The 21,887-nt window shown below is 41.2% G+C and carries 14 protein-coding genes and 1 pseudogene; all 15 read left to right on the top strand.

Going from position 1 to position 21,887, the window contains the following annotated elements; translation table 11 throughout:
• The first annotated feature begins 401 nt into the window (after positions 1-401).
• The 15 genes and pseudogenes from ATS75_RS03585 (at position 402) to ATS75_RS03510 (ending at position 21,775) form a co-directional block, all read left to right on the top strand.
• Complete coding sequence (locus tag ATS75_RS03585) at positions 402-3,188, top strand: TonB-dependent receptor (protein ID WP_058559035.1); 2,787 nt, start codon at positions 402-404, stop codon at positions 3,186-3,188.
• A 92-nt stretch (positions 3,189-3,280) separates the two neighbouring features.
• Entirely contained in the window at positions 3,281-4,780 is a 1,500-nt protein-coding gene (locus ATS75_RS03580) for a tryptophan halogenase family protein (RefSeq protein ID WP_058559034.1), read from the top strand.
• Between the two features lies 1 nt (position 4,781).
• Positions 4,782-6,638, top strand: coding sequence for a glycoside hydrolase family 13 protein (locus ATS75_RS03575; RefSeq protein ID WP_058559033.1), 1,857 nt, complete (start codon positions 4,782-4,784; stop codon positions 6,636-6,638).
• 115 nt (positions 6,639-6,753) lie between these two features.
• Positions 6,754-8,646, top strand: coding sequence for an alpha-amylase family protein (locus ATS75_RS03570; protein ID WP_082665384.1), 1,893 nt, complete (start codon positions 6,754-6,756; stop codon positions 8,644-8,646).
• The gene (locus tag ATS75_RS03565) at positions 8,636-10,126 is read left to right on the top strand and encodes an MFS transporter (protein WP_058559032.1); all 1,491 of its coding nucleotides are present in this window, start codon (positions 8,636-8,638) and stop codon (positions 10,124-10,126) included. Before ATS75_RS03570 ends, ATS75_RS03565 begins: the two co-directional genes overlap by 11 nt.
• Before the next feature lie 49 nt (positions 10,127-10,175).
• The gene (locus ATS75_RS03560; RefSeq protein ID WP_058559031.1) at positions 10,176-12,578 is read left to right on the top strand and encodes a glycoside hydrolase family 15 protein; all 2,403 of its coding nucleotides are present in this window, start codon (positions 10,176-10,178) and stop codon (positions 12,576-12,578) included.
• Between the two features lie 602 nt (positions 12,579-13,180).
• Positions 13,181-14,044 (top strand): alpha/beta hydrolase, encoded by an 864-nt coding sequence (locus ATS75_RS03555; RefSeq protein WP_058559030.1) that lies wholly within the window; start codon positions 13,181-13,183, stop codon positions 14,042-14,044.
• A 204-nt stretch (positions 14,045-14,248) separates the two neighbouring features.
• Entirely contained in the window at positions 14,249-14,749 is a 501-nt protein-coding gene (locus ATS75_RS03550) for a hypothetical protein (protein ID WP_058559029.1), read from the top strand.
• A gap of 176 nt (positions 14,750-14,925) precedes the next feature.
• Positions 14,926-16,041 (top strand): annotated as a pseudogene (locus ATS75_RS20310) (transposase).
• A gap of 417 nt (positions 16,042-16,458) precedes the next feature.
• Positions 16,459-17,076 carry a hypothetical protein gene (locus ATS75_RS03540; protein WP_058559028.1) on the top strand — a complete coding sequence of 206 codons (618 nt, stop codon included), beginning with the start codon at positions 16,459-16,461 and terminating at the stop codon, positions 17,074-17,076.
• Positions 17,077-17,407: 331 nt separating this feature from the next.
• A complete protein-coding gene (locus ATS75_RS03535) occupies positions 17,408-17,827 on the top strand; it encodes a hypothetical protein (RefSeq protein ID WP_058559027.1) in 420 nt (139 codons plus the stop codon).
• Positions 17,828-18,089: 262 nt separating this feature from the next.
• Entirely contained in the window at positions 18,090-18,629 is a 540-nt protein-coding gene (locus ATS75_RS03530) for a hypothetical protein (protein ID WP_058559026.1), read from the top strand.
• A gap of 655 nt (positions 18,630-19,284) precedes the next feature.
• Positions 19,285-20,364: a serine hydrolase domain-containing protein gene (locus ATS75_RS03525; protein WP_058559025.1), complete on the top strand. Its 1,080-nt coding sequence runs from the start codon at positions 19,285-19,287 to the stop codon at positions 20,362-20,364.
• Positions 20,365-20,755: 391 nt separating this feature from the next.
• Positions 20,756-21,172, top strand: coding sequence for a hypothetical protein (locus tag ATS75_RS03515; protein WP_058559023.1), 417 nt, complete (start codon positions 20,756-20,758; stop codon positions 21,170-21,172).
• Positions 21,173-21,310: 138 nt separating this feature from the next.
• Positions 21,311-21,775, top strand: a complete 465-nt coding sequence (locus tag ATS75_RS03510; RefSeq protein ID WP_058559022.1) for a helix-turn-helix domain-containing protein — start codon at positions 21,311-21,313, stop codon at positions 21,773-21,775.
• Positions 21,776-21,887 lie beyond the last annotated feature (112 nt).

Below are 21,887 nucleotides of genomic sequence, written 5' to 3'. Positions count from 1 at the left end.
AGTTGTTGGTGCATAGAATAATGGTCTTACCAATTAGCATTGGTTAATATGCTCGTGTGATTAATATAAAGGATACACAGAGTTAGTTAAAAATTAATAGCTTAAGTGGATTGCCTAGCTTAATGATCCTTTTAGCTCACAAAAATTAGTTTTTAGTAATATTGAACTAAATTATCTATACTTTATTCTCTTAAAAACAATGTGTTGGCGCTATTTTTGTGAAATTTTTGTTAAAATTGATAGTTTCATACTAACCTGAATACGTATGCATAAAGTTGTTAATAAAATAAGGCGGGCGTTAATATTCATCCTGACAACAAAATCAGCCAATGAGTCGCTCGCATCTATCACACGCAGTGTATTACGTTGGCAATACAAAATATGGGTAACGGGAAAACATCATGTCTATGTTCAAACCAAGTATATTAACAATTGCACTTGCAACCGCAGGTATTAGCAGTTTCGCTTCATACGCACAAGAAGAGCAGCCAACAACAAAAAGTGACGTAGAAGTCATCGAAATTAAAGGTTTCCGTGGCAGTGTTGTTGAGTCAATCAACACAAAGCGTTTTTCATCAGAGGTGGTTGAGTCAATCTCTGCAGAAGATATTGGTAAATTACCTGATTCATCGATAGCAGAATCAATTGCTCGTTTACCAGGTTTAACAGCACAACGTTTAGATGGCCGTGCTAGCCGTGTTAGTGTGCGTGGTTTCAGCGAAAACGAAAGTGCAACAACCTTTAATGGTCGTGAGCAAGTATCAATTGGTGATAACCGTGGTGTTGAATTTGACCTTTACCCATCAGAGATTATGAGCGGTGTAACTGTTTATAAAACACCGAGCGCGAGCATTGAGGCAGAAGGGATTGCAGGTGTTATCGACATGCAAACCGTAAAACCTTTGAGCAAAGGTGAGCGCGTCATCATGTTTAATGGCCAATTAGAGCAAACGGGCTTTGATAAGCTTAACCCAGACGGTGATGACCAAGGTTACCGTGGTACGGTTTCATACATCGACCAGTTTGCAGATGACACAATTGGTGTTGCTTTTGCTTACAATAAAATGAGCTCTCCTAACCAAGAGAAACGCTGGAACTCATGGGGTTACCCGGGTTTTACTGGCGATGATGGACAATCATACTCTATCTTAGGTGGTGCGAAGCCGTATGTGCGTTCTTCAACGCTTAAACGTGATTCAGCCATGCTAGTCGTTGAAGCAGCGCCAACAGATAAACTAAATATGACGTTTGATGCGTTATACATTGATTTTTCTGACGAGCAAATATTACGTGGTATTGAAGTGCCATTTGCATGGGGTCAGGGTTCAATTGACCCAGCCTCAACAACGGTTGATGCAGAAACGGGCTTTATTACAAGTGCATTAACGCAAGGCCAACGAGTTGTTGTTCGTAACGACCACCAAGAAAGAAAGGCTGACCTAACGCAATTTGGTTTTAATGTTAAGTATGACCTAAACGATGATTGGAGCACTGAATTTGATATTAGCCGCTCAGAAGTAGAGCGTCAGTTATGGAGCATCGAAAGTTATTCAGGCACAGGCCGTGGTGATGCAAATGGTGTTGCTGATAACATTGGCTATGCATTTGATGGTGGAAACACGGGCGCACAGTTCTCACACCAACTAGATTACAGCGATTATAATTTAATTCAATTAGGTGGTCCGCTATCGTGGGGCGGCAGTAAAGCACTTAATGACAAATATGGTTTAACAGACACGCCATATCAAAATACAGCACAAGATGGCTTTATTAACGCACCAAAAATTAATGATGAACTGACTACGCTAAAGCTTGCTGCCAGTAAAATGCTTGATAACGCATATGTAAGCACGATTAAATTTGGTATGTCATACCGTGACCGTGAAAAGTCAAAACTGTCTGAAGGTTACTTCTTAACGTTAAAAGATTTTTCATTATCAAACCCTGGCATGATGTCAGTGCCTGAGCAATACCGTTTAGGATCAGCCAGCCTTGATTTTATCGGCATGGGCGACATGATTGCTTATGATACAAGAGGGCTTGTGAATGACGGTTATTATGACTTGTTACAAGAGAGCCTGACAGACCAAAAACACAAAACGCAATCGTGGACAGTGCAAGAAAAAGTAACCGCATTCTTTGCGCAAGCTGATATTAATGCTGAAATTGGCTCAATCCCTGTAACGGGTAACATTGGTGTACGCTATGTTAAGACTGAACAGTCTTCACAAGGCTCAGCAGCAAACACGGTAGACGGTTTAGTTGTGGTATCACCAACAGATGTTAGCCATGATTACAGCCACATTTTACCGAGCCTTAACTTATCGTTCGCGATTGATGAAGAGCAAACGGTGCGCTTTGGTGCAGCAAAAACCATCTCTCGTGCTTTGCTTAACGATATGAACTCGTCGATTAATGCATCTTATTCGCAACAGCCAGATGACAATGGTAACTTTTGGAATATTTCAGGTGGTAACCCTAAGCTTGAGCCAAAAGAAGCCACAGGCTTTGACGTAAGTTATGAAAACTACTTTAATGCCGAAGGTTACTTCTCTGCGGCAGTTTTCTATAAAGACATCACACAGTGGATCTTTGACGGTAATTACGAAGTAGACATGTCAGGTGTTGCAAATCCTGCAACCGGTGAAATACCAGCAAACTCTACGGGTTCAGGTTCTGGTAAAGTTAATGGCGGCGGAGGTGACCTGTGGGGTTACGAGCTTTCACTTGCATTACCATTTAATATGTTCCATTCGTCACTTGATGGCTTTGGTTTAATTGCGAGTCACACAGGGATTGAACAAGATGTTGAAAACCAAAACGGTCAACCATACGAGCTTGTTGGTTTATCTGACCAGATAGACAGCTTAACAGTGTACTTTGAGCGTAACGGATTCCAAGCACGTACTAGCATGCGTAAGCGTAGCGACTTTAAAGGTAACGTAAATGGTTTAGGGCTTGCTGCGACTCAGGTTGATATCAAGGGCGAAACAATTTGGGATGCACAAGTTGGTTATGACTTTGGTGAAGCGGGAATCGAAAGTTTAGAAGGCTTAAATGTGACGTTCCAAGTACAAAACATCACAGAAGAACCGTTCACCACACTGCAAGGTGACAATGCACTTCAAGTACGTGATTACCAAGACTACGGTCGCACGTTCTTATTAGGCTTTAGTTACAAGCTATAACAATATTTAGCGTTGAAAAGCCCTTGTGAATTGTTTTACAAGGGCTTTTTTATATCGACTACACTTAAGCAAAAGCAAGTGGAGCAGGGGCTATGCAGAATAAACAAATTAAACAGGTCGTTATTGCGGGTGGCGGCACGGCTGGGTGGATAACCGCGGCATTACTTAATAAAGTACTGGGCAAGGTTGTTAATATTACGCTTGTTGAATCAGAGCAAATTGGCACTGTGGGTGTAGGTGAAGCCAGCATACCGCCCATTCTTCATTTAAACGCCGCGTTAGGTATTCGAGAAAGCGAGTTTATTAAAGCAACTCAAGCAACCATTAAATTGGGGATCGAATTTGAAAACTGGCGAGCACAAGACCACACATACATGCACGCCTTTGGTGATATTGGTAAAGACTTTCCATTTTGTGAGTTTTATCATTTTTGGTTAAGGGCCAAGCAACAAGGAACTACTGCTGACTTTTGGGATTTTTCGCTTAACTACCAAGCCGCAAAACAGCATAAGTTTACCCACCTTCAACACATACCTAACACACAGCTTACCGGCTTAAATTACGCCTATCACTTTGATGCCACACTGTATGGTGAGTATTTAAAATCGCTCGCAATATCACGGGGCGTTAACCGAATTGAAGGTAAAATAGCCAACGTAGAACAATGTGAAAACACAGGGTTTATTACAGCGCTAGCACTTGAGGATGGCCAAACAATATCAGGTGATTTATTTATTGATTGTACTGGGCTGCGCGCTTTGTTGATTGAACAAACCCTCAATACAGGCTTTGAAGATTGGTCGCATTGGTTACCTTGTGATAGCGCTATTGCAGTGCAGACTCAAAGTGCGAATGATCCCGTGCCTTATACTCGCTCTATTGCGCATGATGCAGGTTGGCAGTGGCAAATACCACTTCAGCACCGAGTTGGTAATGGCTTAGTGTTCTCGAGCCGTCACATTACAGATGAACAGGCTAAACAACAGTTATTAGCTAATCTACCCGGCGAGCCTATCACTGAGCCGAGAGTTATTCGTTTTAAAACAGGACGCCGTCGTAAACAGTGGCATAAAAATGTAGTGTCTGTGGGTTTATCAAGCGGCTTTTTAGAGCCGTTAGAATCAACCAGTATTCATTTAATCCAAACCGCGGCTATTCGCTTAATTAAACTTTTTCCGCATAACGGAATTGATGACAGCTTAGTCGAGACATTTAATCAACAAAGCCAAACTGAAATTGAATGTATCCGTGATTTCATCATTTTGCACTATAAGTTAACGGACCGAACAGACAGTGCGTTTTGGCGTCAATGCAAGCAAATGAGTATTCCTGACTCATTACAAAAGAAAATCGATTTATTTAAAGCCACAGGCAAAATTATACGCCAAGACGATGAACTGTTTGCCGAGATTGCTTGGCAACAGGTGATGATAGGGCAAGGACTTGAAGCAAACGATTACTCTGTTCTTGCTGGCGCATTAACTGATGACCAGCTCAACGATTTATTCAGCAGTTTAAAAACGTTAATTAACGGCACGGTTGAGCAGCTTCCTAGCCACAGTGAATTTTTAGCACGGATGAAAAATAATTAAGATGAAAAAAAGTCTCCGCAATTTTATCGCAAGCGCCTGTATGGCAACCTGTTTAAGCACAACGTTAAGCGTCTATGCGTTATCCATTTCGCCAGAAAACTGGTGGGTTGGCATGCAAAACAGCACATTGCAAATTATGCTGCATGAAAACGATGTAGCAAAACAACACTGGCAACTTATGCCCTACACAGGAGTTACATTAAAAAGCACCACCCAAACAGGCAACCCTAATTACGCTTTTTTGAACCTTGAAATTCACCCAAACGCTCAGTCAGGTAACTTGGTGTTTACTAGTCAATCAGGTGCGCAATTTGAATACCCGTTATTGGCACGCAATCACAAGAGTGCACAGCGAAAGGGTTTTGATAGTGGCGATATAATTTACTTAATTAACCCAGATCGTTTTGTTAATGGCGACACGAGTAACGACACTGTTAAAGGTATGAAAGAAGCTGCCAACCCCACAGACCGTGGCGGGCGCCACGGGGGGGACATTCAAGGTATTATTAACGCGCTACCCTACTTAGATGAGTTGGGTGTGACGCAATTATGGCTGACTCCCCCCCTTGAAAACGATATGCCCAGTTACTCTTACCATGGTTACGCTATCACTGATTTTTATAACATAGATCCGCGTATGGGTTCGAATGAACTTTACCGTGAATTATCATCAATTGCGAAGCAACATGGCATCGGTTTAGTGATGGACTTAGTGCTTAACCACTTTGGTTCAGAGCATGTGTGGATGAGGGATAAACCCACCGCTGATTGGATAAACTTTAATGGCGAATTTGCCGATGGTAAGCATGCGACAAGTCACGCACGTCAAACGATTCAAGACCCACACGCCAGTAAGTTTGATAAGCGGCAGTTTAATGATGGCTGGTTTGTGTCAACCATGCCAGATCTCAATCAACGACAGCCTTTGCTTGCTACATACCTTATTCAAAATGCGATTTGGTGGATTGAATACGCCGATTTAAGCGGTATCCGCGTTGATACATACTCCTATTCAGACAAAGGATTCTTAGCCGATTGGACCAAAGCGATCATGGCAGAATACCCTGCCTTTAATATTGTAGGCGAGGAGTGGACATCCAACCCAGCTATTGCGTCTTATTGGCAAGCAGGCAAAGTGAATAACGATGGGTATACATCGAGTCTACCGAGTGTGATGGACTTTGCATTGCAAGAGTCACTTATTCAAGCGCTTAATGAACAAGAAAGCTGGAATACGGGCTGGGTTAAGGTTTACCAGTCACTGGCGAATGACTTTTTATACCCAAACCCTGATAATTTACTCGTATTTGCGGATAACCATGATATGAGTCGGGTATACACGGAGCTTGGGCAAGATCTTGCAAAAACAAAAATGGCGATGACCTTGTTGCTAACGACTCGGGGGATTGCGCAAATGTACTACGGTACAGAAATACTGCTCGATAACACCGGCAGTAACGACCATGGTGATATACGCATAGATTTCCCAGGAGGATTTGAAGGACAAAAAACGAACGCGTTCACAGGCCATGGTTTAAATAGCGATCAAATTGATATGCAGCAAACCATAACTACATTGCTTAACTTTAGAAAAAACAGCCCCGCGTTAAGTCAAGGTAAACTCACGCATTTTAGCCCCAAAGACGGCGTATATAGTTATGCCAGAATAAGCGACCAGCAAACAGTCCTCGTATTTTTAAACAAAAATACGCAAGCGAAAACTTGGTCACTGGATTACATGAATGAAGTACTAGCAGGCAATAAACACGCGCAACCGCTTTTTACTAAACAAGTCATCCCGTTAAATAAACCCATTTCATTACCTGCAATGAGCGCCGTGGTATTGGTTATTGAATAATGTGAATACGTATGCAAGTGCTGTCAGTCAGCGGCTGTTCACATTAGTATCATAGGTAAAATAAAACGACGGCTAAATAAACATGTGTTTAGCCGTCTGACTAAATAAGACGATTATGACAACAAACACACCCACAATTCGCACAATTAAACATAGCGCGTGGCTACTTGCCAGTAGTTTGCTGTTAACAGGTTGCTCTGAACAGCCCGACACAAAGACAGGTGAACCAACGCCAAAGCCATATGTTAATGAACATACCAAGCCCGTTGTATACCAAGTATTTACACGTTTATTTGGTAATACACAGACTGCGAATGTGCCATGGGGTACAAAAGAGCAAAATGGGGTAGGCACATTCAGCGACTTTAACGATGCCGCCCTAAAGGGCATTAAAGAACTTGGTACGACTCACATTTGGTATACCGGCGTGTTGCATCATGCGTTAGTGGGTGATTACAGTCAGTATGGTATTAGCCAAGATGACCCTGATGTAGTGAAAGGTCGAGCAGGTTCGCCGTATGCCATTAAAGATTATTACGACGTCAACCCTGATTTAGCAATCAACCCTGAGCGCCGTTTAGAAGAGTTCTCAGCCCTGATAGCGCGCACCCATCAACATGGTATGAAAGTGGTCATTGATATTGTGCCCAACCATGTGGCGCGAGACTACCACTCAACAGCAAAGCCTGCGGGGGTAAAAGATTTTGGTGAACACGATGACACGCGTGTTGAGTATGCACGTGATAATAACTTTTACTATGTAACTGGGCAGTCGTTTCAAGTGCCTACCAGTGAAGGTTATCAAGTATTAGGCGGTAACGCACACCCACTTGCTGATAACTTATTTGATGAAACCCCAGCAAAATGGACCGGCAATGGCGCACGCGCTGCCAAGCCAGACATTAACGACTGGTACGAAACAGTAAAAGTGAACTACGGCGTAAAACCGGATGGCAGCTACGACTTTCCAACACTGCCTGCTGATTATGCAAACAAAGATTTACGCGCTCACTTCGAGTTTTGGCAAGACAAAGAATTGCCAAACAGTTGGTATAAGTTCCGCGATATTACCTTGTATTGGCTTGATAAAGGGGTCGATGGCTTTCGCTATGATATGGCCGAAATGGTGCCAGTAGAGTTTTGGAGCTTTTTAAACTCATCTATCAAAATGCACAACCCTGACGCATTTTTATTGGCTGAAGTATACAACCCAACATTGTATCGCCCGTATATTCAACAAGGAAAAATGGATTACCTTTACGATAAAGTCGGCTTTTACGACACCTTAAAAGGCGTTATGCAAGGTAAGCAGCCTGCAAGCAGCATTTTTGCACCGCAACAAGCCGTGGCTGATATTGAAAAACACATGCTGCACTTTTTAGAAAATCATGACGAACAACGTATTGCCAGCCCAGACTTTGCAGGCAGTGCAGCCAAAGGTAAACCAGCGCTGGTGGTATCGCACTTAATTAGCCGCGCCCCGACACTATTGTATTTTGGCCAAGATGTGGGTGAGGACGGATCTGAAGATGCCGGCTTTGGCAAACCAACACGCACCAGTATTTTTGATTACATTGGCGTGCCCGCGCACCAAGCATGGATGAATAATGGCAAATTTGATGGCGGCGGCTTAACAGATGAGCAGCAAAAACTGCGTGATTACTACACATCAGTAATGGCGTTAAGCAAACACCCTGCTGTTGTTGCTGGTGATATGCAACCGTTAAGCGTCGAGGGCAGCGAGCAAGTTGCAGCATTTAGCCGTAGCATTGGTCAGCAGCAAATTTGGGTTGTGAGTAACTTTGCAGGTACTCAAACAGCCATCACGATTGAGGTACCCACAAGTACGCTGATCGACGATAAGCAAGGCGCGTTTATGCTACTTGATTTACTTGAAGCAAACCAAACTGCAATGATGACGATCACCCCTGAAAAAGCACACATCAGCCTAACGTTAAATGCGCTTAGCAGTGCCGTTCTTACCACTGGAGCACATAATGAAAGATAACAAACCAGACTTAAGCTTTTGGCAAATATGGAATATGTGCTTTGGCTTTTTAGGCATTCAATTTGGCTTTGCACTGCAAAATGGTAATGTCAGCCGGATATTTCAAACCCTTGGCGCCAACGTTGATGACATTCCGATCTTGTGGGTCGCAGCACCGCTTACAGGGTTGATTGTACAACCAATTATTGGTTACTGGAGTGACAAAACGTGGGGCAAATTAGGCCGCCGTCGCCCGTTCTTTTTATATGGCGCCATACTGACCACGCTGTCTCTGTTTATCATGCCAAACTCACCAACGCTTTGGATTGCTGCTGGTATGTTATGGATTATGGATGCTTCTATCAATGTCACGATGGAACCATTTCGTGCTTTAGTGGGCGATAATCTACCGAAAAAACAGCGCGCAACTGGCTATGCCATGCAAAGCTTTTTTATTGGGGTCGGTGCCGTAGTGGCATCAGCACTGCCGTGGATGATGACCAATTGGTTTGATATAGCCAATACTGCACCGGCAGGGCACATACCTGACTCTGTAAAGTATTCATTTTATTTTGGTGGTGTAATTTTACTTATTGCTGTTGGCTGGACCATCCTCACAACGAAAGAGTATTCACCTGAGCAATTAGCAAAGTTTAATGAGCAAGACAACAGTAATGACCCAGCCACAGTGACCCATAATACCGTTAACTTTAATAAAGGCGGGATTATTTTTACCGTTCTTGGTTTAGCGGTACTGGGCCTAGTGACGGGGCTTAATTTAGAAAAAGAGCTTTATCTTCTCGCTGGTGGGTTAGTGAGCTTTGGTATTATTCAGTTTATTGCAGGCCTGCTTAAAGCCAAGCACGCCACTTCAGGCGGTTTTTACCAAGTAGTCAATGACGTATTCACCATGCCAGAGGCTATGAAGCAACTCGCATGGGTGCAATTTTTTAGTTGGTTTGCACTGTTTGCAATGTGGATTTATACCACATCAGCGGTAACAAGCTTTCATTATGGCACGACAGATACAAGCTCGGCGGCTTTCAACAACGGGGCTGATTGGGTCGGTATTTTATTTGCTGCTTACAATGGTTTTGCCGCATTAGCCGCTTTGTGTATCCCGGTCATCGTAAAACGCGTTGGTTTAAAAATGGCGCACGCCATGAACCTAATACTGGGCGCATTAGGGCTCGCGAGCTTTATTTTAATTAACGATCCCACCTTATTAATTTGGCCAATGATAGGCATTGGGTTTGCGTGGGCGTCTATTTTATCGTTGCCTTACGCCATGCTGAGTACGTCAGTGCCGAGCCACAAAATGGGCGTCTATATGGGCATATTTAACTTTTTTATTGTAATCCCACAATTACTGGCAGCCAGTGTACTGGGTCTAATTTTACGGCATTTCTTTGCAAATCAACCTATTTACGCATTGGTACTCGGCGCAGTGTCGTTTGTATTAGCGGCCGTTGCTGTTATGCGAGTTAAACATACGCAGTAGACCAGTTAGCGAACAATTTTTAGAAATAAAGAAAATTTAAGGGTTAAAAATGAAAAAATACAACATCATTACCACAACTTTACTCATGCTCGGGTTAACAGCCTGCAGTTCAGAGCAAGCAAGTACGTCAGCGGTAACTCAGCAACCTGCTGCCCCAGGTGCACCAGGTGCAGAACCATTTTGGGCATACTCTGGCAAAACAGGGATTGGTACCTCATTTGAGCAATATCAAAACGGTGCTTACAGCGACACTGCGGCAACTGGCACAGTTTCAAAGGTATGGTTCTCAATAGCAAAAGGCATGATCACAGAAACCATGTTTGGGCTGATTCACCAAGCCCAAATTAAAGACATGCAATTTGTTGTGGTGGGTAAAGACTTTACCGTAACAGAAACCGACGACCTTGATGTAACCATTGACTATTTATACAAAGATGCACAAGGTCGCCCACTGTCACTGGCTTATAAAGTAACCAGCACAGATAAACAAGGTCGTTTTAGCTTAGAAAAACACATATTCACCGACCCAGATGGGCAAACATTGTTTGTACGCAGCATTTTTAATACTGACCTTGAAGGCGTAAAGGCATATGTAAGTGTTAACCCATATATTGATAACAATGGCCTTGATGACTTTGCCAAAACCACTGAGCAAGGTGTAGTTGCATGGCAGGGCGATAATTATTTATCACTGCAAGGTGCAAAACCGTTTAAACAAACCAGTGTTGGTTTTACGGGCAAGAGCGATGGTCTGAATGAACTTAAAACCACACAGCAACTAAGTAATGTATATACCAACACCGGTGAGCAATCGGGTAACGTAAGCTTTCTCGCCGAACTAGGTGAGATTGGCAAAAACAGCCAATTTGATTTAACCCTAAGTTTTGGTAACAACGAACAAGCAAGTGTCAAAGAGGGTAAAGCGAGTTTAGCTCGCGGATATCAGCAAGTGCTTGATAACTACAATGGTAAAGGCGAGGCATTAGGCTGGCAAGATTACTTACAAAGCCTTGCACCGCTTAATACCATGACTGCACAAACAGCCGATAACGGAAAGTTACTTTACACCAGTGCCTTAGTTTTAAAAGCGCAAGAAGATAAAACCCATGCAGGCGCGCTTATTGCTTCGTTATCAAACCCATGGGGTGAAACGGTTTCAGCTAAAACAGGGTCAACCGGTTACAAAGCAGTATGGGTACGTGACTTCTACCAAGTGGCCATGGCCTTTATGGCAATGGGCGACACCGCTACGGCTAAAACTGCATTCGAATACCTTGAAAAAGTACAAGTAAACGCTAAAACACCGGGTAACAATGGTGACACAGGCTGGTTTTTACAAAAAACCCATGTCGACGGCGAACTTGAATGGGTAGGCGTACAGCTAGACCAAACAGCCATGCCTATTATGCTTGCGTGGAAACTGCACCAAGCCAATGTGCTAACTGATGTAGAGCTGACGGATTGGTACGGCCGTATGTTAAAACCTGCTGCTGACTTTTTAGTTGATGGTGGCCGCGCTAAAATTTTGTGGAACGACATGCAAATTACGCCGCCTGCCACGCAGCAAGAGCGCTGGGAAGAGCAAGAAGGTTATTCACCTTCAACCACCGCAGCGGTTGTTGCAGGCCTTATCACTGCGGCTGATATTGCAACACTTGCAGGTGATAACGAAAACGCTAAGCGTTACCTTGAAACCGCCAAAAGTTACAACAGCGATATTGAAAACATTATGTTCACCACCGCAGGTAACTTAGAATCAAGCAATTCGGACGGTGAGTATTTTATTCGTATAGGTCAAGATAAAGACGCTAATTCAAACACTAAAATTAACGCCAATAATGGCCGCGAAGGCTTTAATAAAAAGCAAATTTTAGACGGCGGTTTCTTAGAGCTAGTACGCTACGGTGTGCGTGATGCACTGGCGCCAAGCATTGTAAAAACATTGCCAGAATATGATGACGAAACGTTAGCCGATAACTTACAAGTTAAGTACAGCTACCAGTTTAGCGACGGCAGTGGCTCATTCCCTGGCTACCGCCGTTATGGTAACGACGGTTATGGTGAAGACGAAGTAACCGGCACAAACTACGCCGAAGGCGGGCAAAATACCCCAGGGCAACGTGGTCGTGTTTGGCCGTTCTTTACTGGCGAGCGTGGTCATTACGAAATCGCTGCTGCCAATGCCACGCAATCGTTAAACGCAGACAAGCAACAAGCCATTAAAAACACGTATGTGAAAGGCTTAGAGCAATTTGCTAACGAAGGCATGATGTTACCTGAGCAAGTATGGGACGGTGTAGGTAATAATAAAGCAGGCTATACACTTGGCGAGGGCACTAATTCAGCCACGCCTCTTGCATGGACACACGCAGAATACGTTAAGTTAGTACGCTCATTAAGCGACAAGCACGTATGGGATCACTACCCAGTGGTTGAAAAAGCACTAAAGTAAGTTTGCTTAATCATTAATACTGAGTACTCAAAAGCCACGGTTAACAGCCGTGGTTTTTACGTTAAGGCTTTATCAATTGGGCTTATTGTATTGCCAAACAGGTGCTGCCCTTCGGGTTCTGTCTAGAGGCGATTTATTCTGTGTTACCATCATGGATGGTGGTAAGGGGCGTGAGCAGAACGCGGTAGCTTTGCTCGGTTTTGACTTAGCCCACTAGGTTACAAGCCTCGCGCCACGATTAAACCGCTCCTAGTTTGAACAAGTTTTAATCCGCAAAGGTCAACAGACCCTCACATATAGTCAGAAATGTAATTTAAAAATGGCAATTGTGTTTTCATAAATACCCGCAAGTAAAGTCTGTGTATATGTACAGTTGTAGCTTAGGTGCCCCTATAGTCATGAAATCGACCCAATGGGTCGTTTTTGTCGGTTACTCAGTAAAATGTCAATTAGTTATATATTTGATATAGAATAATAAAAGATATTTTGTTATTGATATGGGTAAGATAATATAGACCCAATGTTGGGTAGAAAGACGACCCTTAGGGTCGATATTAAATTGTTAGCTTATGTGGTTAACCTTCACACATTTAAGGAAAATGATGCTTTTTAAGTTTATTAAGTTGGCTTTTGTTGCTGTTATTTTTTTCTCTGTGCCGCTAAGTGCCAAGGAAGGTACCGAATTTAAAATTCGAAATACGCATACCCTGCAAATAAAATCTGAAGTAAGCGGATTGGAATATGAACTGTATATTCGCCTGCCTAATGATTACTCAGAAAATAACAAAAAATACCCGTTGGTATTATTAAATGACACAGGTTATTCAGTTGCAGTGGCGAGCGGCATTGTGCATCTCATGGCAGGCCGGGATATCGAGGATGTCATTATTGTTGGGATTTCATATTCCAAAGGGCATAACCCTTTGCTTAGCCGTACACGAGACTATACTCCAACATTTGCCCCAAATGAAAAAAGGGGGCATTCGCTCGAAGTTCAAAAGTATTCAGGTAAAGCCAGTCAGTACATTAGTTTCATTTCAGACGAGGTTTTACCTCTGATCAGTCAAACATATCGAATTAGACAGGATAAAAAAGTATTTGTTGGTCATTCATATGGCGGTTTGCTTGGCGCCAAGATATTGATCACAAATCCCGAGTTATTTGATTACTACATATTAGGTAGTCCATCGTTCTGGTACGACAATAAGGCGATGTTTCGGCTAGAAAGTGACTATGCAAAAAGTAAGAAGAGTATGAAAGCGAATGTTTTCATGTATATAGGTAGTCAAGAGGGGAGTATGGTCAAAGAAATGCTGGCATTTGAGAATCAATTGAAATCAAGAGATTATCAAGGGTTAGTTGTGCGATCCAAAGTATTGCCGGGATTGACTCATCACAGTGCTTTTGCTGTGTTATTAACCGATGGGCTTCAACAAGCGGTTCCAAAGCAAGGCAAAGGCAGCTAACAAGTTTAGTTAGCGGATGCCTGCCGGCACCGCAGCTAAAAGCGTTGAGGCTGTAGAATTACTCTTTTTAAAGAAAACCAGCCTGTTTTATGGGTTCCAAATGCATTACCTAATGCTTTAAAAACGCTTAGAGTTAATTACAGGAGCTCGTTTTTTAATTGAATTTGGCTGTTGGAGTTATTCTACAGTCTCGTTAGGTTACCAATGAAGTGTACTCTTGTTCTGCTTACATTATTTTTGTTTGGTTGTGCTTCTAAACAGCCACCTATAACGTTTGACCTAAAGATTGAGAGTGTTTTTGATTCCTACGAATACTCTACACATACCTACATCAAAGAACTATGTATTGAGGGTACTAGTTATTCAAATAAAATTAAGCTAACTAACAGTCAAATAGAAAATATTATCAATGAAGCTCATAAAATAGAGTTTTTTAGTTTATCTGATTACATTGAGCATGAAGGAGAAGCATCCGTCATAGAAAATGGTATTGAAAAAATTCAAGTTTGTGCACCATGCCCAGATAAAAAATTGTTCTTGAAAATCGCAGATAGAAGCCACACAATTACTTGGTCTTGTAATTGTTCAAGTCGTGAAGAACCTACTCCTAAAGTTTTAGATGCACTCATTGCTTTAATAGAAAGCCCAATTCATAGAAGCACTGCTTATAAGAGTGCTCCTGAAAGTATGTGTCGGCTACGGTAACCTAACAACATGCCCTGTGGTGGACAGCAAGCACAGTAAAAGGGGTCACCCATTAGAAAAAATAAAATAAAGAAGACACCCATCTTTAAAATAAAGGAGACACCCATCTTAAAGTTTGTATTTCGCCAAATTTTTTACTAACGTTTAATTAGTATGAAAATTAAACAGAGTGAAATATGGCTATCGCAAGAAAGCGTCAAGTAAGTTTGGTTGATACAAAGTATTATCACTGTATTTCACGTTGTGTTCGGCGTGCATTTTTATGTGGCGAAGACCACTTTACAGGGCAATCATATGAGCACCGCAGGGGGGGGGTTGAAGATAAACTGTTAGAATTAGCTAAGGTATTTTGTATTGACGTGTGTGCTTATGCCGTAATGAGTAACCAGCGAAATGTTAGGAACATTTAACAACAGCGCAGCTGGCCCGAAGGGCGAACGGCAGGACGCCTGAAGTATACCCATTTAGTACTCTATGTTGATGATAAAAAGGCAAACAGATTGAATGATAAAGCGATTATTATTCGCTGGCATAAGCTGTTTAAAGGCACCTTGTTAACGCAGAAATACGTAAAAGGTGAAAAGCTAAGTAAATCAGAACTCGTCTTTTTTAATCAAACGGTCAAACAGTACCGCGAACGCTTATCAAGTATTAGCTGGTTTATGCGGTTGCTAAATGAAGGTATAGCGCGCAAAGCAAATAAAGAAGATAACTGCACAGGCAGGTTTTACTCGCTGCCATCCATGGCGCTCACCCTTCGGGTAGCCTAACGGCATTCAAATTTATTCCATACAACTTTGTGGGAAGGGCGCTTTAAATCACAAGCACTCCTAGATGAAGCCGCACTTGCAGCATGTATGGTGTATGTAGACTTAAACCCCATTAGAGCGAAAATGGCTAATAGCCCAGAAGAATCGGACCATACCAGTGCTCAAAAGCGTTTAACAAGCGCAATAGAAGGTAAACAACCTAAACAGTTACTTCGCTTTGCAGGTATGCCGCGTCAAATAATGCCAAAAGGGCTGCCGTTTGAGCTTAAATCGTACCTTGGGCTTGTAGAGTTAACGGGACGAATAATGCGGGATGATAAACGCGGACATATTGATAATTCGTGCCTTCCTCTCTTAGAAAGGCTAAACATATCCCCTGAAAACTGGTTAAAACTAACCACTCAATTTACACGTGTGTTTCATGGAGCTGTTGGCAGGGCATCATCACACGAAAGTTACTGTGAAAACCTCAACCGAAAACGGCGAACAAGCATGAGTAACTGTGAAAAGTTATTCGGATAGAGCGAAATCCCCCAAAATAGTACTTCCACTGCATAGCGCAGGTATTTTCATGGCTGTCATTTAAGTTTTACAACGAAATCCACTCATTTTGAAACATAAGTTAGTTTTGCAAAGTGACATGTGCGTACATTCAGAATTTAAACTTTAATTTTGTAGCATCATATAAATAGATAATTTAAAGTGGGTGTCACAATAGTTTGCGATGCACTAAGAAGGGTAAGCCCTTTTAACCTAAATTAAAGCGACTCAATCCCCCGTAATCCCTTCTAAAACAGCTATTAAAAGAACACCAAACTCTTTTTATATTTTGCGTAAAAAACAGTAATCAATTGAACCAAAGTAGGAACTCAGCTATGGTTAATTCATCAATAAAAATAATTTTAAAACGAGTTAATCTACAGGCTCGTTAAGAGTACTATGAAATTTACAGCATCGCTGCTACTAATATTGCCCTTCCTTTCATTTGCAGATGGGCATCACAAAGAATTTAAAGATGTTGACCTCATTGGGACTATTTTGAGTGAATATGAAAGCACATCAAAATTCATGGACAAATTTTCTATTCATACCTACTTGCTAAGAAATGATGACAGCGGACTAACAAAACATGTTGCTATCAAATACAATGATTTTAGAAGAGAATCCACTCAATTCATATACAAGGTTGTAGGCCCTTGCTGCCAGTATTATTCGTTGGAGCTTGAAAATGGTACACAATATTTTGTGGTAAGTTATTCGCCTGGAAGAGGCAGATCCCTAGCTATTTTTTCAGTATCAGGTTCAGCCGATGAAGACTTCGCTGAGACACCAATATTAAGTCAACTTAAAGGCCATGAACCATATACCAATAATGATTTTAAGATTAGTGAGTGTGGATTGCATAGTGAAATACGAGATTTAGATGCAGATGGTAATTGGATTATGGTTCCCGACTCTACTTATATTTCATCATCGGGTTTAAGTAATAAAAAATCGACAGAGAGTATCTGCATAAAATCAATGACAGAGCTAAATACGCTTAACAACACGCCCTGAGGTGGACAGCAAGCACTAAAGCCCACTTTATACCGCAAATTTTAACAGCGGTGATCCCTTACTTTTCTAGAAGTTATTGGGGTCACCCATTAGAAATTTCCGGTCAAGCAGACAGCTGTGTTTTCTTGCTCTTTTAAGCCGAAATATAGCGACTCAAGCACCTGCAATTCCGTCTAAAACAGCCATTAAAACAACCGCACATTCTCTTTTTCTATTTTACGTAAACTAGCGATAACTGATTGAACCAAAATAGGAACTCGGCTATGGTTGATTTATCAATAAAAATAAATTTAAAGCGAGTTAATCTACAGGCTCGTTATGGCTAAAGAGTATGGGCAGGTTCTTTTCATATATTTTTTGGGGGACATTATCAGTTGGTTGGGTAGTTTTAGCTTTCGTCATAGCTATTGGTACATTGGCTTCGGGCGAGAGAATGCTATTTGGATTAACTGGTTTTCTCAGTTTTTTTCTACCAGGGGCAAGCTTCTTAATGTGCATTTGGATAGAGTCTAGTCTGAGGAAGCAAGATATTTCCCCTGAGGATATGAGTAGACTAAAGAGCTTGCACCCTTTAACTTCTGGGAGTTTGGGGTCTTATGCTGCTGAGGTTGTTTTTATAGCTTTAAACTACAAAACAGATGTAACACATAAAAAAAGATTTATCTTTAAGTCGTTGCCGTTCAATATTTATATATCTATACCAATGTTTGTGTTGATGGCGCTATTAGCTTTCTATAAAGTCGGTTTTTAGCCATAAAAAGCGCATTATGAGCGGATTAAAAAAGCTTGGCTTGGTTCGTACCTTACCAATTATAGCCATGCATTTTGTTCAGCCTATGCGGGCGTTGAGGCTGTAGAATTACTCTTTTTAAAGAAAGCCAGCCTGTTTTATGGGTTCCAAATGCATTACCTAATGCTTTAAAAGCGCTTAGAGTTAATTACAGGGGCTCGTTTTTTAATTGAATTTGGCTGTTGGAGTTGTTCTACAGTCTCGTTAGTGCTCAAGAGGTACGATGAATCATTTTTTTTCATTAACTTTTGTTGGAATTTATAGCGCGGCTATTATCCAATTAAGTTTTTTGGTATTTAGTGATGTTCTTGATGATGGCGTATTAACTTATGTAGCGGTAGGAATAGGTTTGCTCGCTGCCCCAGTGCTTCGGCTTTATCAAAAGTGGAGGCATGATAAATCGGCGAATTTTATTATTGAGTACGATTCGGGTTCAACACCTTTTCACCATGAGCTCTTAAACTTACCTGCGATTGTGGTGTTTACAACATTTGGCAGCATGGGGTTTATTGCTATTACGAATCATAAGTTTTCATCTGATGAGGTGATCCACAAAGAGTTCAGAGTAACCGGAGTTGGTCAACAGCGTGTTCGTTATGATATTTTTGAATATGTTCGAATATCAGATGGAATATCGGAAACAAGTTATAGTTTAGGTACGGATACAAGAAACCCCTATAAAGTTGGCGACCAGTTAAAGGTCAAATTAAGAGCCGGATTATGGGGTTATGATATAGTCGATGAAATTAACAAAAAGCACTAACAACACGCCCTGTGGTGGACAGCAAGCACTAAAGCCTACTTTATATCGCAAATTTTAACAGCGGTGATCCTTTACTTTTCAATGCCGTTAAGTAAGTTGATTCATCGTAGGGCGTATGTGTTTTCCAGCACCTTAATAGGATGCGTATCTACTTAAATGCTAATGTTCTGATGGTATTATGAGGTTTTCATTTTGCTTCTTCTGTCGATAATAGGCTTTGCCCAAAATGAATACCGCACAGAGAGTCCTGTCCATTTCACAGACGTTTGCCTTAAAAACTTAGTGCATGAGTACCGCCAGTGTATCCATTCCTTACTTGCCACTGCGTACGAATAACGGTCACGATTTTTTTGTTTCCTCGATGCGACTAATCGCTGATAAGTTGATTTAAAAATAAGGTTTGATTAGATCGCTGACCTCATCGCCATGTACATAACTATGTGATATCGGCCTGTTTGATTTTTCGGATCTTTAAAGCGGCTACCTTCACTATTAATAGTTGGTTACAGGGGGATGTGTTTAAAAATACGGTTGTTTGTTGAACCAAAACAGGGACTAGGCTATGGTTGACCGATAACTATAAATTATAAACGCGCTTAAATTATTCTGAAAGCTCGGTGTTAAGCCTGTTAAGTATCCTCAAGGAATGTATAAAGTGCGTATATTGAGTTATCAATTTTTGTTGTTGTTTTTTTTGGGGATGGGGAGTTTTAACTCCTTTGCTGACAATAAGCCAACGCGAGATAATTTGTCTATTGTTGATAAGCTCAATGAGGTCTTATCAAAACAAGAAATGGATGAGCCTGGGATAAGTGTTCTTTTAAAAAAAGACGACAAAATTATTTTTAAACAGAGTGCAGGGCTTGCGAATAAAAATGAAAATGTTGTTATAAGTGCAAGTACAGGGTTTAGGGTTGGCTCTATTAGTAAGCCATTCACGGCATTGGCCGTTATGCAGTTAGTCGAGAGCAAAGTGCTTTCACTTGATGACGAGGTAACGCGTTATATTCCAGATTTACCCGCGAATTGGCAAGGCATTACGCTAAGACACTTGCTAACACATAGGGTATCCATTTCAGATGACTTTTTCAGCGAGTCAAACTTGCAGTTAGCGAATTTATCTACGAATCAAGACCTTATAAGGTTTTTATCTTCGAAAAGCATTGATGTTGCAGCACGCGCTTTCGATGCGGCAGTATATTGTAATAGTTGCTTTGTTTTGCTCGCAGAAGTGATAGCCAACGCGAGCGGTGTTAGTTTTGCCAGCTACTTAAACCAACATATCTTTGGTCCTGCAAATATGGCAAATAGCTATATTGTTGAGAGTGGGGTTGTACTTAAACCGACGGATGCACTTAATTATGCAAAAACGCCGTCTTTTTCCGGCATAAAGCAATATACAACGGGTGCAATGGCACAAGTAAGTAGTATTGAAGACCTTAATAATTTTATGATTGCGTTGAAAAGTGGAAAAATTATTAGTCAAAAATCACTAAGTATGATGACTCAGGTACACAGTAATGCAGGTGATGATGGAACATTTGGGTTAGGGTGGATGATAGGGTGGGGTGAACCGCCTTTCTTTTCGCATGGGGGGTCACAAGATGGTTATCAAGCAGAATTGTTTTTTCAGCCCAAGCACAATCTTGAAATAGCTATTTTAACCAATGGTGGAGATAAAACGTATCAGCTTCAAGCGCAGCTTATGAGGGTAATTATTACTCATTATGATTAGTGCTGAATGAGTGTGTTTAGTAGGGGGAGGGTGTTATACCTTCGTGCCATTTGAGTAAATACTATAATAATACGATGTCTACTTATCGTTTATATATTTAATATTATGAGTGTGTTTGTAGGCTGTAAAATGCATTGAATGCTGATTGTACTCAATCAAACTTAACCGCTAATTTAAATAAGCTTTCGGGCATGCTTTTTTATGCGGTAGATTTATCATTCAAAAATAATTTACTTAGCACAGCGTATAGTCACGTTAGACAGGGTTATAGATTCTTTAATCTAACTGAATCGCTATTTATAATGCACCATCAAAATGTTCGTTATTTATTTTGGACTAAAATTGCGTTATTACTATTTTATATGCTTCCCCCATTTTTAGAGGTACTTAAATGGCAATTAAATTTACTGACGTGTTAGAACTGTTTGAATTTGTTAACTTTGGTTCACCATTTTGCCATGAAGGCTATATTTGTAAAACAACGGGCAAGACGTATTTTTATTCCGACTTTGGTGATAATGAACCATTACCTGATGATATCGATAATACCGAACAGTATTTAGCTATACCTTATAAAAACGATTTAGGCCTTGGCCGTGATTTAGTTTTTGAGTTTATCCAGTCTTATTTGCCATCCCAGTACGATAAAGTAAGGTCTATATTTAGAGGCAAGGGGGCATATCAAAAATTTAAAGGGCTGCTAGAACAGGCTAATTTATTAGATACGTGGCATGAGTTTGAGGTAACGCGTACTCAGCACGCATTAAGAGCGTGGACTTTAATGCAACAGGTTGAAATAATTGATTAGATTGGCCATCCTACTTTTGAAACATGCGGGTTATTGACGCTTTAAAGCTGGCTGTCGGGTTAATGTCGGGTGCAATTCGTCACCGACAGTGCTTAACGTGATGCATATTGGTGATTCTTAAGTACAGAGAGAAATTTAATGATCCTTAAAGAACTTCGTATTAGTCGTCACCTTTCACAAGAGCAATTAGCGCAGATGTCGGGGTTAAATGTACGAACAATTCAGCGTATTGAAAGTGGAAAAAATGCGAGCTTAGAGTCTCTTAAATGCCTTGCTGCTGCACTTGAGGTTGATATTGCAACTTTGAATCAGGAGAAGTTTATTATGAATAAAGAGTCTGATAGCTGGAAAGCGTTACCTTTTATTTTGAAATGTTGGTTTGTGCTGAACTTTCTACAAGCACGACCCTCTAGAGAGTCTGCGGTGCGTATTGAAAAGATAGGCCATATTAGTGGGTTTATTTTTTGTTGTTTAGGCACTGTAAGTGAACCCGCACTGGTGGGCGGGTTAATTATGTTGTCGAGTGCTTATTTGTATCATTGGTTGAGATATCAAGGTGACAAATATGGTATTTGGTATGATGTTGTTACTGACGATGGCTAGCTATGTATTTTTAGGCAATGTATTTCGAGTAAAGTAGTTCTTCTTTGTGAATGATTAAAATACAGTGATGCCAAGGAGCATCTGGGCTTATTATCAAGATCAATGTTTGTGG

The sequence above is a fragment of the Pseudoalteromonas sp. H105 genome, assembly GCF_001469215.1.
Lineage (GTDB): Bacteria > Pseudomonadota > Gammaproteobacteria > Enterobacterales > Alteromonadaceae > Pseudoalteromonas.
The sequence above is the reverse complement of the archived record's forward strand: the minus strand, read 5'-3'. Positions and strand labels throughout refer to the sequence as shown.

What these genes read in the sequence shown, in the direction of transcription:
- ATS75_RS03540 (WP_058559028.1), top strand. Translation starts at nt 16,459, where the DNA reads ATGAAATTTACAGCATCGCTGCTACTAATATTGCCCTTCCTTTCATTT.
- ATS75_RS03560 (WP_058559031.1), top strand. Translation starts at nt 10,176, where the DNA reads ATGAAAAAATACAACATCATTACCACAACTTTACTCATGCTCGGGTTA.
- ATS75_RS03530 (WP_058559026.1), top strand. Translation starts at nt 18,090, where the DNA reads ATGAATCATTTTTTTTCATTAACTTTTGTTGGAATTTATAGCGCGGCT.
- ATS75_RS03510 (WP_058559022.1), top strand. Translation starts at nt 21,311, where the DNA reads ATGATCCTTAAAGAACTTCGTATTAGTCGTCACCTTTCACAAGAGCAA.
- ATS75_RS03580 (WP_058559034.1), top strand. Translation starts at nt 3,281, where the DNA reads ATGCAGAATAAACAAATTAAACAGGTCGTTATTGCGGGTGGCGGCACG.
- ATS75_RS03515 (WP_058559023.1), top strand. Translation starts at nt 20,756, where the DNA reads ATGGCAATTAAATTTACTGACGTGTTAGAACTGTTTGAATTTGTTAAC.
- ATS75_RS03575 (WP_058559033.1), top strand. Translation starts at nt 4,782, where the DNA reads ATGAAAAAAAGTCTCCGCAATTTTATCGCAAGCGCCTGTATGGCAACC.
- ATS75_RS03550 (WP_058559029.1), top strand. Translation starts at nt 14,249, where the DNA reads ATGAAGTGTACTCTTGTTCTGCTTACATTATTTTTGTTTGGTTGTGCT.
- ATS75_RS03570 (WP_082665384.1), top strand. Translation starts at nt 6,754, where the DNA reads ATGACAACAAACACACCCACAATTCGCACAATTAAACATAGCGCGTGG.
- ATS75_RS03555 (WP_058559030.1), top strand. Translation starts at nt 13,181, where the DNA reads ATGCTTTTTAAGTTTATTAAGTTGGCTTTTGTTGCTGTTATTTTTTTC.
- ATS75_RS03535 (WP_058559027.1), top strand. Translation starts at nt 17,408, where the DNA reads ATGGGCAGGTTCTTTTCATATATTTTTTGGGGGACATTATCAGTTGGT.
- ATS75_RS03565 (WP_058559032.1), top strand. Translation starts at nt 8,636, where the DNA reads ATGAAAGATAACAAACCAGACTTAAGCTTTTGGCAAATATGGAATATG.
- ATS75_RS03585 (WP_058559035.1), top strand. Translation starts at nt 402, where the DNA reads ATGTCTATGTTCAAACCAAGTATATTAACAATTGCACTTGCAACCGCA.